Origin of the sequence: Haloarcula sp. Atlit-7R (assembly GCF_003666065.1) — an archaeon.
Lineage (GTDB): Archaea > Halobacteriota > Halobacteria > Halobacteriales > Haloarculaceae > Haloarcula > Haloarcula taiwanensis.
Genome location: NZ_QXIK01000003.1, coordinates 487049 through 501382, shown reverse-complemented (window position 1 = coordinate 501382; position 14334 = coordinate 487049). Strand labels below are relative to the sequence as shown.

Genomic DNA, 14334 nt, shown 5'->3' with positions numbered 1-14334 from the left:
TACAGTAGGACCGGTAATGAGCCGGTCGGGAGAGTTCTGTCCACGCTGCGGTGACGAGATACCGGAGGGCACCGACGAGCGCCCGGAGCTTTCGGGTGCCGGCGGCCAGCGCAACTCCGAGCACGTCCTCTGTGACGCCTGCTACTTCGAGGAGTTCGACCTGGTGGACGCCCCTGACACCATTCAGGTGCGGGTCTGTTCCCGGTGTGGCGCAGTCCACAAGGGGAACCGCTGGGTCGACATCGGCGCGGAGGACTACACCGACATCGCCGTCGAACAGGTCAGCGAGGCCCTGGGAATTCACGTCGACGCCCAGTCGGTCGCCTGGCAGGTCGCTCCCGAGCAACTCGACAAGAACAACATCCGAATGCACGCCGAGTTCTCCGGCGTCATCCGCGGGACGCCGGTCACTGAGGAGGTCACCGTCCCCGTCCGTATCTCCCGGCAGACGTGCAAGCGCTGCGGGAAAATCGCCGGCGGCTCCTTCGCCAGCATCGTTCAGGTGCGGGCCAGCGGGCGCGACCCGACCGACGAGGAGCGGGAGCGGGCCGAAGAGATAGCTCAGGAGTACATCGCCGCCCGCGAGGAGACCGGCGACCGCAACGCCTTCATCACCGAGACCAAGTCCGTCGACGACGGGCTGGACATGAAGATATCGACGAACCAGATGGGGCTTGGCATCGCCAAGCGCATCACCGCCCAGCTCGGCGGCTCCTACTCCGACTCGCGGCGTCTCATCTCCGAGGACGAGGACGGCCAAGAGCTGTATCGGATGACCTACGCCGTCCGCCTGCCCCGCTACCGACAGGGCGAAATTATCGACCCGGAGGACGGCGACGGGCCGGTGCTGGTCCGGTCGGTCCAGGGGAACCTCAAGGGGGTCCGGCTGGCGACCGGCGAGGACTACGAGGCGAGTTTCGAAGAGGGTGAGACACCAGACGCTCAGCGGCTGGGGTTCCGCGATGATGCCCAGACGACCACGCTCGTCGCTGTCGAGGACGAGCGGGCCGTGCAGGTCCTCGACCCCGAAACCTTCGAGAGCAAGACCGTCCCGCGACCGGATTACCTCGACACCGACGCCGACGAGGTGCCGGTGCTGAAAAGCCACGCCGGGTTGCACGTCCTCCCGGCCGAGACGGACGCCGATGAGTGACGACGCGGGAGGGCATGGCGACCAGCGGCTCGCCGCCGTCGTCGCCAAACCACGCTCGCAGGCCGCTATCAAGTCCCTGCAGGCCGAGGGCGTCTACGACGACACCAGAAGCATCACCGAATGGACCGCCGACAGCGTTGCCGTTCCGGTGACGGCACCGCCACAGGAGACGCAGTTCCGGGAGGTCGTCCGCCAGGTCGGCGAACGCCGCCTCCGAACGCTCGATGACCACCTTCGGGAGCGCGGCTGGACCGACGCAGAAATCGCCGCCGCACCCGGTTCCTGGGCCGTACTGGGCTCCGTCGTGCTGGTCGACATCGGCGACAGTCCCCGGCCGTCCGAGGTCGGCGAGGCGCTACTGGCGCTCCACGGCGAGGCAGAGACGGTGCTGGCCCGCCACGGCATCTCCGGCGAGCACCGCGAACCCAGCGTCGAGGTCATCGCCGGTGACGGTGATACTGAGACGATCCACACCGAACACGGGACCCGGTACGCGATGGACCTTGCCGAAGTGATGTTCTCACCCGGCAACAAGGCCGAGCGGGCACGGATGGGCGATGTCGTTGCGGCAGATGAGCGCGTGCTGGATATGTTCGCCGGCATCGGCTACTTCACCCTCCCGATGGCCCGCGCCGGCGCGAACGTCACCGCCGTCGAGCGCAATCCCACGGCGTTTCGCTTTCTGGTCGAGAACGTCATGCTAAACGACGTAGACGAGCGGGTTCACCCGTATCGGGCTGATTGTCGGGAGGTCATTCCGGGCTTCGCCGAGGAGGGGCGCGCCGACCGCGTGGTGATGGGCTACTACGAAGCACACGAGTACCTCGGCAGCGCGCTCGATGCGCTCGCGCCCGGCGGCGTCCTCCACATGCACGAGGCGACGCCGGACGCGCTCGTGTTCGACCGCCCGATAGAGCGCCTGGAGGCAGCCGCCGCCGAGGCCGACCGGGCGGTCGAGGTACTGGACACCCGGCGCGTCAAGGAGTACAGCGAGGGCGTCGCCCACGTCGTTGTCGACGCTCGGGTGGAGTAGGTCGTCCGTAACGGGGCGCGTCGAACGGGCGGTCGTAACGCCTAATTGCGCCAGCGGTCAAGGAGAGGTATGGATAGACAGCAGATTATCGCCATCATTCTGGTCGGCCTGATGGTCGGGTCGTCAGTGATTTACGGATTAGCCTTCGCCTTCTTTTAGTCCCACACGTCCGAAAGCGGGTGATTTTCGTCCCCAGACCGAGACCGTGAGCGATTGTGCCGACGTTTCGTGCCCGAACTGACCGCCGACAGCGCCCGGTCCGGCGCGAACCGCGGCAGGTCGGGCCGGGAGAGCCGGTCGACCTGTGCACGGAACCAGTCGGGCATGTCGTGTTCGGCGCGGTCAAACAGGTCCAGTAGCGACGAGTCCGCGAGGTAGGTCGCGCCGTAGTCGTCGGGCGCGCGGACGACGCGGCCACAGGCCTGGATGACCGTCCGCAGCGCGGTCCGGTAGTACCAGCCCCATTGGTCGTCTTCGAGCCGTCGGGCGACGCGGGAGTCCCGCGTGTTCGGGTACGGGGCCTTGCACAGCACCTGCCAGCGACAGAGGTCCCCCTCCAAGTCCAGGGCCTCCTCCATCTTCACCGAGAGGAATACGTCGGGGTTGTCGCTTCGCTTCCAGGCCGCGAGCGCCCCGTCCCGGCCATCCTTGTCGTGGGTGCGGACGCGCGCGCCGACGCCGAAATCGTCTAAGAGTTCGTTCAGTTGCTCCTGGATAGCGTAGGAGTGGCAGTGGACCAGCCCCTTCTCGTCCGTGTGCTGAGCCATGATACGAACGATGGTCCGGGCGATGTCCGGTAGCGTGTCGTCGCGGTACTCGTATGTCATTTTCCCCTGTGTCACATCGTACAGCGGCCGGTTCTCGACGGGGAAGGTGTGGCCGACCTCCACGAGCGCGACGTTCTCGGGGTCGAGACCGACGTTGGCGCAGAACGCCTCCTTGTTGAGGATGGTCGCCGACAGCAAGGCGAAGCGATTGCCACGCTCCCAGACGGTATGTTTGAGGTACCGCTCTGGGTTCATCGGCTTGATAGTCACCGGAGCGTTCTCGCCGTCGGCCTGATCGACGACCCACGTCGTCGCGCTCTCGGCGTCCGTGTAGTCCTCGCGGAACCACCCGAGGTCCTGCCGGAGCGTGTTCAGCGAGTCGCGCTCGGCCACCTCCTCGCCGGTGAGTTCCGCCTTCTTTCGTAGTTCCTTCACGCGGCGCTCGGCGAGGTGTTCGACGCGCTCCGTGAACGCGACAGCCTCGTCCAGCCCGTCAATTTCGGGCACGTCGATATCGTTCCACATCGGGATGGTCCCCGGCGAGAGGTCGATAGTGGCGTACATCTCCGCCCACTCGCCGAGGCCGTGAGCTTCGTCGATGACAACCACGTCGCGTTTCCCGAACACGTCGCTACCGGCAGTCTGCATGAAATAGGCGAGCGTCATCGCGGCGATTCGGCGGTTTGAGGCGATAGCGCGGTCCGAAAAGTACGGACAGCGGTGTTTGACCTGGCAGTCGAACTTCCGTTCGCGCACGCATGGAGCCTGGTTCACCGGCGTGTCCGTCTCGCCGGGGAGGATACAGTCGTAGTTGTTCTTCCCGCGGATGACACAGAGGTCCTCCAGCAGGGCATCTTCGGCCACATCGTCCAGTTGCGAGACCTGTGGTGTGGTGTAGTAGGCGTCGATGACCTGCTCGGCGGCAGCTTCGCCAGCGGTCCGGGCACACCCGGCGATAGCCCGGGCGAGGAGCGATTTCCCGCTGCCGGTCGGCGCGCGGACGAGCACAACGTCCTTGCCGCGCTCGAAGGCCGCGCGGATATCAGCCAGGGCCTGTTTCTGGTTGCCCCGGTACGACGGGGCCGGGAACTCGTCGGTGATCCGCGCGGGGTACACGCGAGAAGGCAACGGACGAGGCGGCCTAAACCTTTCCTGTCGCCGGGTGTGCGTCAGCAGTTACCCGAGATGAGAGCGTGGGTCGTGTTCACAGGCACACGGTCGTGGTACTGGTACTCTCGGAACTCTTATACATATACCCCCTGTACGTATATTTGCAATGGCAAACGGTAAGGTTGATTTCTTCAACGACACAGGCGGTTACGGTTTCATCTCGACTGAGGACGCGGACGATGACGTTTTCTTCCACATGGAAGACGTTGGCGGCCCTGACCTCGAAGAAGGCGAGGAGATCGAATTTGACATCGAACAGGCCGACAAGGGCCCCCGCGCGACGAACGTCGTCCGCAACTAAGGCAGATTTTCGGTCGCCTTCGGGCGACCACATCTGACACTTGTTCTTATCGAACTACTCGAAAAGCGACAGCGCCGGTTCGCAGTAGCCCAGACAAGAACTAACGATCAGTCGTCAGTCTGTGCAGAGAGAGCGGCCACGTCCGCCGCAGTCACGTCCCGGTCGTCGGGTAGCCGGTCGATGCAGTCATAACAGAGGAAATGCTCTGTGTCATCGGCGAGTTCGAGGACGATGCCCTCGGTCGGTCTGGACTCCTGCGACCAGATGTTGGCGATGCCGCCAGCTATCGAAACGTTCGTATCGCACCCATCGCAGGCTCTGGAGGCCACTGCCCGGTTTTTATGTACTGTATACACTTCAAGGTAGCTGGCTCCTTCGGACAGTTCAGTGTGATTAACTCTCGACATACTTTTGTCGTCCGATGGACAGCATCCGGATGATGCAAATACTGGTCACAGGCGGTGCCGGGTTCATCGGTGGTCATCTAGCAGAGCGGTTCGCCGCCGACAGCCACGACGTGGTCGTACTTGACAACCGCGACCCGTTTTACGATCTGGATATCAAGCAGCATAACGTCGAAGCGGGGCGGGAAGCCGCCCGGAACAGCGGCGGAAGCTACGAGTTCATCGAGGGCGACGTGCGTGACGCGGAGCTGGTGACGGACCTCGTCGCCGACGCCGACTACGTCTACCATCAGGCCGCACAGGCCGGCGTCCGCCCGAGCGTGCAGAACCCCCGAAAGTACGACGAGGTCAACGTCGACGGTACCCTGAACCTCCTCGATGCCTGCCGCGACGAAGGCATCGAACGGTTCGTGATGGCCTCTTCTTCCTCCGTCTACGGGAAGCCGCAGTACCTGCCCTACGACGAGGAGCATCCGACGACACCGGTCTCGCCCTACGGCGCGTCGAAGCTCGCCGCCGAGCGCTACGCCTGTGCCTACAGCGAAGTGTACGACCTCCCCACCGTTGCCCTCCGCTATTTCACCGTCTACGGCCCGCGGATGCGCCCGAACATGGCAATCTCGAACTTCGTCTCGCGGTGTCACAACGGCGAACCGCCGGTCATCTACGGTGACGGCACGCAAACGCGTGATTTCACCTATATCGAGGATGTCATCGACGCGAACATGACGCTGCTACACGAAGACGCCGCCGACGGTAAGGCCGTGAACATCGGGTCGACGGACAACATCGAGATTAAGACGCTCGCGACGGAGATCCGTGACCAGATCGACCCGGACCTCGAGCTAGTCTATGAAGAACGCCACGACGCCGACGCTGAACACACCCACGCCGCGACCGACCGTGCCGAGGAACTGCTGGGCTACGACCCGGACCACACCATCCGGGAGGGCGTCGAGAAGTTCATCGACTGGTATCGGGACAACCGCGACTGGTACGAGCCGCTCGTTCGGCAGTCCTGAATCGCAGGCAGTCTGACACGACGGCAACCGAACAGGCCACGGTTTTAACCTCGTCCCGTCCTGCAGGAAGGGTATGCATGTGCTCGTGACCGGTGCAACGGGGTTTGTCGGGAGCCATCTCGTCCCGGCGCTCCTCGCGGCCGGTCACAGCGTCCGCGCGCTCGTTCGCGACCCGAGCGAGTACACTCCACCAGACGGCGTTGACGTGGTGACAGGTGACCTGCGCAACGCAGGCAGTTTCGATGCCGGCCTCGACAGCGTCGATGTCGCGTACTATCTGGTCCATTCGATGCGTGCCGGGAGCGACTACGCCGAGCGAGACCGACGGGCGGCACGGAACTTCCGTCGGGCAGCCGACGAAGCCGGCGTCAACCGCGTCGTCTACCTCGGCGGCCTCGGCGAGGACGACGAGACGCTGTCGAAACACCTCCGGTCGCGCCGGGAGGTCGAGTTCATTCTCCGGGACGGCGAATACGACCTGACGACGTTCCGGGCGGCCATCATCATCGGCGCGGGTTCGGCGAGCTTCCGGATGATACGCGAGCTAACGACGCGACTGCCCGTGATGCTGACACCGCGCTGGGTACGGACGGACTGCCACCCCATCGCTATCGATGACGTCGTCTCGTACCTGGTCGACGTGCTCGACAAGCCGGAAACGGCGGGTGAAACCTACGAAATCGGCGGGCCGGAGGTGCTGACATACGCTGAGATTCTGGAACAGACGGGCCGACTCATGGGGACCGGTGCGCCGACAATCGTTCCGATACCGGTGTTGACGCCGAAACTATCAGCGTACTGGGTCGCCCTCATGACCGACGTGCCATCGAGCGTCGCCCGCCCGCTCATCCACGGGCTGAAAACGCCGGTGGTAGCAGACACCGAGGCTGCACAGGCACAGTTCGCCGTGGACCCGACATCGTTCGCGGATGCGGTCAGGCTAGCCCTCAGCGAGTCGCGGAGTCGAGACGCGGCACGGGCGGCCGCGGCCACGGGTGGTGCTGGCAGATGAGCGGCGACAGCGCCCGCCCCGAGTACGGCGAAACGTGGGTGTATGAGAGCATCATCGGCGCGCTGCCGGGGATTCGCCTCCCGACGTGGGCAGCGATGGCGATTCAGCTCCTCGTCTTCGAGGTTGCCATCATCGCCCTGTCGTGGTACTACGAGGTCTGGAGCGCCGCAATCGCTGGAACGGTCGTCGTGTTCGTCGCCACCATCGGAAGCGCAGAAATGCTCCGGATCAGCACGCTCATCCGGCGTATCGACGTGCCACCGACCTACCGTGCGCTGCTGTTCGCCTCGAACGTCGAAGTCGTGTTGTCCGTCCTTGCGTACATCGCATTGCTCACCCATCTGTTCGTGTTCGACCCGCAGGTCAGTTCGATGCCGCTGCTGAACCGGCTGTTCGGGTCGGAGCCGCCGGTACTGGTCGTGTATCTGACGCTGCTCATTCTCTGGGATGTGAGTTACCGCATCGGGACCGGGTGGTGGGCCAGCGTCACAGGCCTGTGGCGGTCGGCTCGCTACCGGTTCGACCCCGAGACAGCGCGGGTGTTCATGCGGGCCGACTTAGAGATTTGGGGCTTTGGCGTTCTCCAGCTCGTGCTCGTGCCATTCGTGCTTGATCAGCCGGTGCTGCTCGCGGCGCTAGTCGGCCACGTGCTAGCCGTCACAGCCGTGACGGCCGTCTCTGTCGGACTATTGCGCTATCGGTCGAGAACGGCCGCAGTCAGTCGGAGTTGATCTGCTTGAACTGGTCGAGCAACTCTTCTGTCGACTCGTCACCGTCGTAATCGACGCTCCCGTGGTATGTACTGCGGTCGTCGTCTTCCGACAGGTCGACCTCGCTGTTCTTGCGTTCACGGCGTTCGTGTTCGTCGTCGTCGTACGCTCCCATCGACATAGGTTACCACAGTGAAACTTGGCTGCTAGTGACTATCAATGTAACGGTGGTGCCAGAAACCGTCCCACACGGGCGGTAGAGGTATCAAGCAGTCCGAGCGGCGGCGTTTCGGCAGGGCGGAACGCCCAAGACCACTGACCGTCTACACGACTGTGTGGCTGGTCCCTTACGTCTGCGACAGTCGAACGAGCGATGGAGCGAAAATCGGGTCCGGAACGACCTGCTGACACCGCTGCAGAACACCTTCGGTGCGGCGATGAACGGCCCGTGGTTCGCCCCGCCGGAGGGGTGGGCCGCGCGCCGGCTGGAGATGGACAACGGTGATCTGGCGCTGTTTTGCTGGAACGGTCAGCGCGCCTACTGGGTCGGAAACACGGAGACGCCGGAGACGCTGTGGCGGACAGAGAAATACACGTTCGACGAGGTCCCCGACGCCATCAGCGAGTGGGTCCAGCGTGAACTGTTCGCACAGCTAGAGGTGGAAGACCCGTGGCTCACCGAGTACGAGGCGCTGGCGCACTTCTTCCTCCCTGTGTTTCTGTCGAAGGACGGCCGCGAGTCGACACGGACGTTCTTCCGAGACCACGCCGGCGGCTTCCCGGACGCCGACCGGGCGGACGGGCTGGCATTCTACGATGACTTCCTCGCGACCGGCGAACTCGACGACTACCGCTACACGATGGCGAGCAAACTCGGGACCAGCGAGGGCTTTGACCTCTCGCGGATGCGGGCGACGATGGGCGAGTTCAACGTCGCCAAGCTGCTCGTCGACGCGGGCAACGACATCAGACCCGAGGTCGAACTGGACTCGGGCCACTCCGTCGACTTCCGAGTCGAGGACACGCTCATCGAGGTCACCCGGCCGCGGCCGCCGTCCCGGCGACAGGTCGACACGGCCGTCGCCGCGGTGAAAGCCTCCGGCGACGCGAAGACCCGCGACCAGTTGGCGGCCCACCCGGGGGCCGTCCTCGTCGTCGACTGCAGTTCCTTCCCGGACGACGACTGGCGGCGGGTGTACGGCGAACAGCCCGACGTGGGCTACTCGCCGACCGTCGTGTTCCGCGCCCGGCCCGAGAGTGGCATGGAAGGGTATGCCTACGGCTCGGTTCCGTTCCCGCTGCCGTTTTGACCGCGGTATCTTCCCCGAAATTCGGGGCGTAACATATAACGCGCCGGACCAGCAAGGCTGAGAGAGACAGCCGTGGTAGACGACACAGAGCAACCGAAGACCAGCGGTTCGGGACAGTCCGTCTCTGAGGTGATGGACCGGCTCGAGTCGCTCCGGTCTGAGGAGGCGGAGCGCGCCGAGAGCGCTACCGCCGGCGTCCTGCTGGACCAGCTGAAAGAGGTCGAACAGCGCCTGCTGGCCTTCGGCGAGGCGCTGGGCGGCACGGCCGGGACCGTGACGGACCTCCCGTTTACCGAGGAAGCCGGGCTGGATCACATGCCCGAGCCGCTGTACGTCCGCCACGACACCGAGATGCTGAATCAGGTCACATCTTGGCTGCTTCAGGACCAGCACATCGGGTTAGTGAGTCCCTACGGCACCGGAAAGACGGCCTTCCGGGAAATCGTGCTGCGGGACCTCTCGAAACACGAGGGCTTTGTCATCACGCATCTGGACAACCCCCGTGAGACAACGCCCCGGAAACTGTACCAGACGGTGCTAACCGCCGCCTACGCCGCGGGCTACTCCATCGACCAGCGCAACTACTCGCAGGTCCGAGACGGGATTCCGTGGGCGACCGCTGAAGCGAAAGACGCCGTCCACGAAATCGTCCGTCGCGTACGCGAGGACGGCAAGACGCTTCTGCTGGTCGTCGACGAAATCGAGGTGCTGGAGGCGGACCTGCTGTCGCCGCTGCAGGTGGCCGGCGACGCCGGCGTTCGGCTGTTCCTCACCGGGACACCGGAGGGGAAGCGCCGCGTCGCCGAGATTCGCGGGACCCTCGACTCACGGCTGCGGTACTACGAGGGCATCGACCCGTTCTCGCCGGACGACGTGGCCGAGTACGCCGCCCGCTCGCTTTCGTACTTCCGGGACAACCCCTACGAAGGGCAGGCCCCGGACCTGTTCACCCGGGCCGCAATCGAGGACATCCACGAGCGGACGGAGGGCAACCCCCGGGAAGTCCGCATCGAGTGTCGCGAACTGTTCACCAGGGCGGCGTTCGTCTGGTACCGGACCGGACAGGACATCTCCCGCATCCAGATTACGCCCGAGTTGCGCCACCGGCGGTTCGGAATGGGTCGCTGAGCGCCCCTGCGTCGGTATATAAACCACCCACGTTAGGTAGTATCACACCGTCGAGTGTGGCATGCAGTGGGGCGATATACCGGCCGTGACCAAAGCTTTTATATAGAATCACATTCAATCATCGTTTGACTATGGCTCAACAGCAGATGGGCAACCAGCCCATGATTGTACTTTCCGAGGAGTCCCAGCGGACATCCGGAAAGGACGCGCAGTCGATGAACATCACGGCCGGGACGGCCGTCGCCGAGGCCGTTCGGACGACACTGGGTCCGAAGGGCATGGACAAGATGCTCGTCGACAACTCGGGCTCGGTCGTCGTCACGAACGACGGCGTCACCATCCTCGACGAGATGGACATCGAGCACCCCGCCGCCAACATGATCGTCGAGGTCGCCCAGACCCAGGAAGACGAAGTGGGCGACGGCACCACGACGGCGGTCGTCATGGCCGGCGAACTCCTCTCGAAGGCCGAGGAACTCCTTGACCAGGACATCCACGCCAGCATCCTGGCCCAGGGGTACCGCCAGGCCGCCGAGAAAGCCAAGGAGATTCTCGAAGACAACGCCATCGACGTCGACGCCGACGACACGGAGACCCTCGAAAAGGTCGCCGCGACCGCGATGACCGGCAAGGGCGCCGAATCCTCCAAGGACGTCCTCGCCGAACTCGTCGTCCGCGCCGCACAGTCCGTCGTCGACGACGACGGCAGCGTCGACACCGACAACATCCAGATCGAAACCGTCGTCGGCGGCGCAACCGACGAGTCCGAACTCGTCGAAGGCGTCATCGTCGACAAGGAGCGCGTCCACGACAACATGCCGTTCGCCGTCGAGGACGCCGACGTTGCCCTGCTCGACACGGCCATCGAGGTTCCGGAAACGGAGCTCGACACCGAGGTCAACGTCACCGACCCCGACCAGCTCCAGCAGTTCCTCGACCAAGAAGAGGAACAGCTCAAGGAGATGGTCGACAAGCTCGCCGAGGCCGGTGCTGACGTCGTCTTCTGCCAGAAGGGCATCGACGACATGGCCCAGCACTACCTCGCTCAGGAAGGTATTCTGGCCGTCCGCCGCGCCAAGAAGTCCGACATCGAAGCGCTCTCGCGCTCGACCGGCGCGCGCATCATCTCGAACATCGACGACATCGAAGCCGACGACCTCGGCTTCGCCGGCTCCGTCGCCCAGAAGGACATCGCTGGCGACGAGCGCATCTTCGTCGAGGACGTCGAGGACGCCCGGGCTGTCACGATGATTCTCCGCGGCGGCACCGAACACGTCGTCGACGAAGTCGAGCGCGCCATCGAGGACTCGCTCGGCGTCGTCGCCGCCACGCTGGAGGACGGCAAGGTCCTGCCCGGCGGCGGTGCCCCCGAGACTCAACTCGCGCTCGGCCTGCGTGACTACGCCGACTCCGTCGGTGGGCGCGAACAGCTCGCCGTCGAGGCCTTCGCCGACGCCATCGACGTCATCCCGCGCACCCTCGCGGAGAACGCCGGTCTCGACCCGATCGACTCGCTGGTCGACCTCCGCAGCAAGCACGACGGTGGTGCAGTCACCTCCGGGCTTGACGCCTACACCGGAGAGGTCGTCGACATGGAAGAGGACGGCGTCGTCGAGCCCCTCCGTGTCAAGACCCAGGCAGTCGAAAGCGCAACGGAAGCAGCCGTCATGATCCTCCGCATCGACGACGTCATCGCCGCTGGCGACCTCAAGGGTGGCCAGGGCGACGACGACGAGGACGAAGGCGGACCCGGCGGCCCCGGCGGCGCGCCCGGCGGCATGGGCGGCGGCATGGGCGGCATGGGCGGCGGCATGGGCGGCATGATGTAAGCGAGGTTTCGAAGAAACCTCGGCACGCCGAGCGGGGAACAGAGCGGGACCGAAGGTCCCGCAGGCAGTCGGGCGGCATCGCCGCCCGACGACGAAGTGACCCGCGAGGCAAGCCACATTGGCGAAAAAGGCGGAATCGCCGCACTGCGGCGATTCCGAGAACCGCGGCCTTCGGCCGCGGATGCCTGCCTCGCCCGTCGACCCCGCGAAGAATCGTTGCGGTTCTACATTTTCTGTCTTCAGTCTGAGTGAGCCACGGCGCTGTTTCGATTCTGCAAGAGTGTCGGGCAGTACGCACTTCGCAAGCAGACGCCACGGTCAAACCGACGCGTCCCCTTGAGCCGGTATGGACCTGACACGGACCGAACGGCGGTTGCTGTGGGTCGGAACAGCACTAGCGGGCGCGCTTCATCTGCTCGTTCCGGGGCTGTTGCTGTCGTCGGCACGGCTGGGCTATCGCTGGGTGCTCGCTGTGGAGTTCGCGCCACAGGAGAAGTCCCGTCGGCGGGTCAGGCTGCTCGGCGTCGCGTTTCTTGCAATCGCGGCGGCTCTCAAGCGGCTGTTGGAGTGAAAGCTACTGCACGGCCGACTCGACGTACTCGACGGCTTCGGCGGGCGTGTCGACGTGTTCGATTGCGTCGCCGCCGTCGAGGCGGTGGGTTCCGAGCCCGGCGACCGGTCGACCCATGTCAAGCGCGTGGCCGAGTTCCGAGAGCGTCCCGGGGCCGCCGTCGACGGCGACGACTGCCGCGCCGTTCATCACGACGAGGACGTTGCGGGCGTTTCCGAGTCCCGTGGCGATGGCCGTCTCGACGTAGTCGTTTGCGGCGGCCCGGCGCTCACTGGGCAGGATGCCGATAGTGTGGCCGCCGGCCTCGCTCGCGCCGTGACAGGCTGCCTCCATTACACCGGTGAGGCCGCCACAGACGATGTCGTGGCCGTGCTCACCGAGTTGTCGTCCGACCTCGCGTGCCTGCTGATACTGTTCGTCGGTAACTGTCGAGCCGCCGATGACCGAGACGCGCATGGCTACCCGTGCAGCGCGAAACAGAAAAACAGCGCCGGATTACAGCTGGTCGAGCCAGTCCTGCGCGCGGGACTCGGTAGTCTCAGCGATGTCGGCCAGTTCGGCCGCATCGTATTCAGCCAAGTCCGCAACACTGTGGATGCCAGCGCCGTGCAGACGGTCGGCGTAGGTCGGGCCGATACCAGAGACGCTATCGACATCCGCGGGTTCGTCGGTCGCATCGTCTTCGTCCTCGGTGGCATCGACATCGGTAGTCGCGTCAACGTCGATGTCAGTAGGTTCCGACTGGTCTACCGGGTCGTCGTCAGCCTCGTCGGGAGATTCGACCTCGATGTCGACTTCGCCGCTTCCCTTGTTGCGCTCAGAATACCACTCGGCGACCTCGGGCCAGAGGTCGGCGTGAGTCGACGACGAGACGGAGAGGCCGATGTGGCCCGTCGAGAACTCGATGGTGCGCGTGTCGTCGCTAGCGATGACGTCGTTGAACGGCTTGGAGGCCTCTGGCGGGATGAGGTGGTCGTACTCGCCCATGAGCTGGAGGACCGGCATGTCGATGTTGTCCAGGTCGACGTGCTTGCCGTCGAGTTCCAGCTCGTTCCTGTAGAGCTTGTTGTCCTGATACACGTCTTCGAGGAACTGAACATAGGCCTCGCCGGCCACGTCGATACCGTCGCCGAGCCATTTCTCCATCCGGCCGAAGTTCTCGACGAAGCCCTCGTTTTCCATGTTCTCCGCGAACCGGATGTACTTCGTGACGTAGTTCTCGACGGGGTCCATCAGCGCGAACCCGATATCGAGCATGTCCGCGGGGACGTTGCCGAAGGTCTCGGTCACGTCGCTTGGCTCGTAGTACTCGTCGGAGCCCCACTCTTCGAGGACGCCACCAGTGTGGTCGAAACACAGTCCTGCCGCCATCAGCCCGAGAGCGTTGACCTTCTCCTTGTGGAGTGCAGTGTACATCACCGACATGGTCCCGCCCATGCAGTAGCCGAGGATGTTGATGGCGTCCTGGCCGGAGCGGTCGCGGACCACGTCGACGCAGTTGTCCATGTAACGGTTGACGTAGTCGTCGAGCGTGAGGTGCTGGTCGAGCCGCGAGGGCTCGTTCCAGTCGATGAGGTACACGTCGTGGCCCGCCTCCAGCAGTCGGCGGACGACCGACCGCTCCTCCTGCAGGTCGAGGATGTACGGCCGGTTAATGAGGGCGTAGACGATGAGGATCGGGATATCTTCCTTCTCCTCGTCCGGTACCTCGATGCCGGCAGCCTCGGCGTCGTAATGGAGGAGTTCGAGCTTGTTCTCCTCGTAGACGACGTTGCTTGGCGTCTGACCGACTTCGACGGACTCCAGCAGTTCCAGCCGCTCGTCGGCGATCTGACTAGTCTCGGCGGCGTCGGTCATGTTCTCCAGTGTCTTGCGCTGCCAGTTGAGCGCGGCCTCGAACGGATTGAAGGGGTTGCTGGACATA

At 64.5% G+C, this 14334-nt stretch carries 15 protein-coding genes; 10 read left to right on the top strand and 5 right to left on the bottom strand.

The annotated features are described in order from the left end of the window. The first annotated feature begins 16 nt into the window (after positions 1–16). Complete coding sequence (locus tag D3D01_RS09835; protein ID WP_101348963.1) at positions 17–1153, top strand: 60S ribosomal export protein NMD3; 1137 nt, start codon at positions 17–19, stop codon at positions 1151–1153. Then, on the top strand, positions 1146–2186 hold the full coding sequence (locus D3D01_RS09830) for a class I SAM-dependent methyltransferase family protein (protein WP_101348962.1): 1041 nt from the start codon (positions 1146–1148) through the stop codon (positions 2184–2186). The genes D3D01_RS09835 and D3D01_RS09830 overlap by 8 nt, the downstream gene beginning before the upstream one ends. Before the next feature lie 155 nt (positions 2187–2341). Here D3D01_RS09830 and D3D01_RS09825 read toward each other — a convergent pair whose 3' ends face one another. After that, positions 2342–4069: an ATP-dependent DNA helicase gene (locus D3D01_RS09825; protein ID WP_101348961.1), complete on the bottom strand. Its 1728-nt coding sequence runs from the start codon at positions 4067–4069 to the stop codon at positions 2342–2344. Positions 4070–4229: 160 nt separating this feature from the next. Here D3D01_RS09825 and D3D01_RS09820 point away from each other — a divergent pair, with 160 nt between their 5' ends. Further along, positions 4230–4424, top strand: coding sequence for a cold-shock protein (locus D3D01_RS09820; RefSeq protein WP_004516469.1), 195 nt, complete (start codon positions 4230–4232; stop codon positions 4422–4424). Between the two features lie 107 nt (positions 4425–4531). Here the strand turns inward: D3D01_RS09820 and D3D01_RS09815 are convergent, their stop codons facing one another. After that, entirely contained in the window at positions 4532–4753 is a 222-nt protein-coding gene (locus D3D01_RS09815) for a hypothetical protein (RefSeq protein WP_121512056.1), read from the bottom strand. Between the two features lie 110 nt (positions 4754–4863). Between D3D01_RS09815 and D3D01_RS09810 the strand changes: the two genes are divergently transcribed. The 3 genes from D3D01_RS09810 (at position 4864) to D3D01_RS09800 (ending at position 7593) form a co-directional block, all read left to right on the top strand. Then, positions 4864–5850, top strand: a complete 987-nt coding sequence (locus D3D01_RS09810; RefSeq protein WP_121512106.1) for an SDR family oxidoreductase — start codon at positions 4864–4866, stop codon at positions 5848–5850. Positions 5851–5923: 73 nt separating this feature from the next. After that, positions 5924–6862 carry an NAD(P)H-binding protein gene (locus D3D01_RS09805; RefSeq protein ID WP_121512055.1) on the top strand — a complete coding sequence of 313 codons (939 nt, stop codon included), beginning with the start codon at positions 5924–5926 and terminating at the stop codon, positions 6860–6862. Continuing rightward, positions 6859–7593 carry a hypothetical protein gene (locus D3D01_RS09800; protein WP_121512054.1) on the top strand — a complete coding sequence of 245 codons (735 nt, stop codon included), beginning with the start codon at positions 6859–6861 and terminating at the stop codon, positions 7591–7593. The genes D3D01_RS09805 and D3D01_RS09800 overlap by 4 nt, the downstream gene beginning before the upstream one ends. On the opposite strand, the gene D3D01_RS24050 is transcribed toward D3D01_RS09800, so the two are convergent. Then, on the bottom strand, positions 7580–7753 hold the full coding sequence (locus tag D3D01_RS24050; RefSeq protein WP_004516474.1) for a DUF5786 family protein: 174 nt from the start codon (positions 7751–7753) through the stop codon (positions 7580–7582). The two genes, D3D01_RS09800 and D3D01_RS24050, sit on opposite strands and share 14 nt — an antisense overlap. Positions 7754–7907: 154 nt before the next feature. Here D3D01_RS24050 and D3D01_RS09795 point away from each other — a divergent pair, with 154 nt between their 5' ends. The 4 genes from D3D01_RS09795 to D3D01_RS09780 all read left to right on the top strand — a co-directional run bounded on the left by D3D01_RS09795 (position 7908) and on the right by D3D01_RS09780 (position 12410). After that, positions 7908–8882 carry a DUF5784 family protein gene (locus tag D3D01_RS09795; protein ID WP_121512053.1) on the top strand — a complete coding sequence of 325 codons (975 nt, stop codon included), beginning with the start codon at positions 7908–7910 and terminating at the stop codon, positions 8880–8882. Between the two features lie 132 nt (positions 8883–9014). After that, positions 9015–10010, top strand: coding sequence for an AAA family ATPase (locus D3D01_RS09790; RefSeq protein ID WP_121512105.1), 996 nt, complete (start codon positions 9015–9017; stop codon positions 10008–10010). A 146-nt stretch (positions 10011–10156) separates the two neighbouring features. Continuing rightward, positions 10157–11839 carry a thermosome subunit alpha gene (gene thsA, locus D3D01_RS09785; protein ID WP_004516477.1) on the top strand — a complete coding sequence of 561 codons (1683 nt, stop codon included), beginning with the start codon at positions 10157–10159 and terminating at the stop codon, positions 11837–11839. Positions 11840–12185: 346 nt separating this feature from the next. Continuing rightward, entirely contained in the window at positions 12186–12410 is a 225-nt protein-coding gene (locus D3D01_RS09780) for a hypothetical protein (RefSeq protein ID WP_121512052.1), read from the top strand. A gap of 3 nt (positions 12411–12413) precedes the next feature. Here D3D01_RS09780 and D3D01_RS09775 read toward each other — a convergent pair whose 3' ends face one another. Together D3D01_RS09775 and phaC are read right to left on the bottom strand one after the other, a co-directional pair. After that, positions 12414–12866, bottom strand: coding sequence for a TIGR00725 family protein (locus D3D01_RS09775; RefSeq protein WP_101348955.1), 453 nt, complete (start codon positions 12864–12866; stop codon positions 12414–12416). A gap of 39 nt (positions 12867–12905) precedes the next feature. After that, on the bottom strand, positions 12906–14333 hold the full coding sequence (gene phaC / locus D3D01_RS09770) for a poly(3-hydroxyalkanoate) polymerase subunit PhaC (RefSeq protein ID WP_121512051.1): 1428 nt from the start codon (positions 14331–14333) through the stop codon (positions 12906–12908). Position 14334 lies beyond the last annotated feature (1 nt).

Excerpts from the sequence above, each read along its gene's own strand:
- D3D01_RS09835 (WP_101348963.1), top strand. The coding sequence starts at position 17 with ATGAGCCGGTCGGGAGAGTTCTGTCCACGCTGCGGTGACGAGATACCG.
- D3D01_RS09830 (WP_101348962.1), top strand. The coding sequence starts at position 1,146 with ATGAGTGACGACGCGGGAGGGCATGGCGACCAGCGGCTCGCCGCCGTC.
- D3D01_RS09820 (WP_004516469.1), top strand. The coding sequence starts at position 4,230 with ATGGCAAACGGTAAGGTTGATTTCTTCAACGACACAGGCGGTTACGGT.
- D3D01_RS09810 (WP_121512106.1), top strand. The coding sequence starts at position 4,864 with ATGCAAATACTGGTCACAGGCGGTGCCGGGTTCATCGGTGGTCATCTA.
- D3D01_RS09805 (WP_121512055.1), top strand. The coding sequence starts at position 5,924 with ATGCATGTGCTCGTGACCGGTGCAACGGGGTTTGTCGGGAGCCATCTC.
- D3D01_RS09800 (WP_121512054.1), top strand. The coding sequence starts at position 6,859 with ATGAGCGGCGACAGCGCCCGCCCCGAGTACGGCGAAACGTGGGTGTAT.
- D3D01_RS24050 (WP_004516474.1), bottom strand. The coding sequence starts at position 7,753 with ATGTCGATGGGAGCGTACGACGACGACGAACACGAACGCCGTGAACGC.
- D3D01_RS09790 (WP_121512105.1), top strand. The coding sequence starts at position 9,015 with ATGGACCGGCTCGAGTCGCTCCGGTCTGAGGAGGCGGAGCGCGCCGAG.
- thsA (WP_004516477.1), top strand. The coding sequence starts at position 10,157 with ATGGGCAACCAGCCCATGATTGTACTTTCCGAGGAGTCCCAGCGGACA.
- D3D01_RS09780 (WP_121512052.1), top strand. The coding sequence starts at position 12,186 with ATGGACCTGACACGGACCGAACGGCGGTTGCTGTGGGTCGGAACAGCA.
- D3D01_RS09775 (WP_101348955.1), bottom strand. The coding sequence starts at position 12,866 with ATGCGCGTCTCGGTCATCGGCGGCTCGACAGTTACCGACGAACAGTAT.
- phaC (WP_121512051.1), bottom strand. The coding sequence starts at position 14,333 with ATGTCCAGCAACCCCTTCAATCCGTTCGAGGCCGCGCTCAACTGGCAG.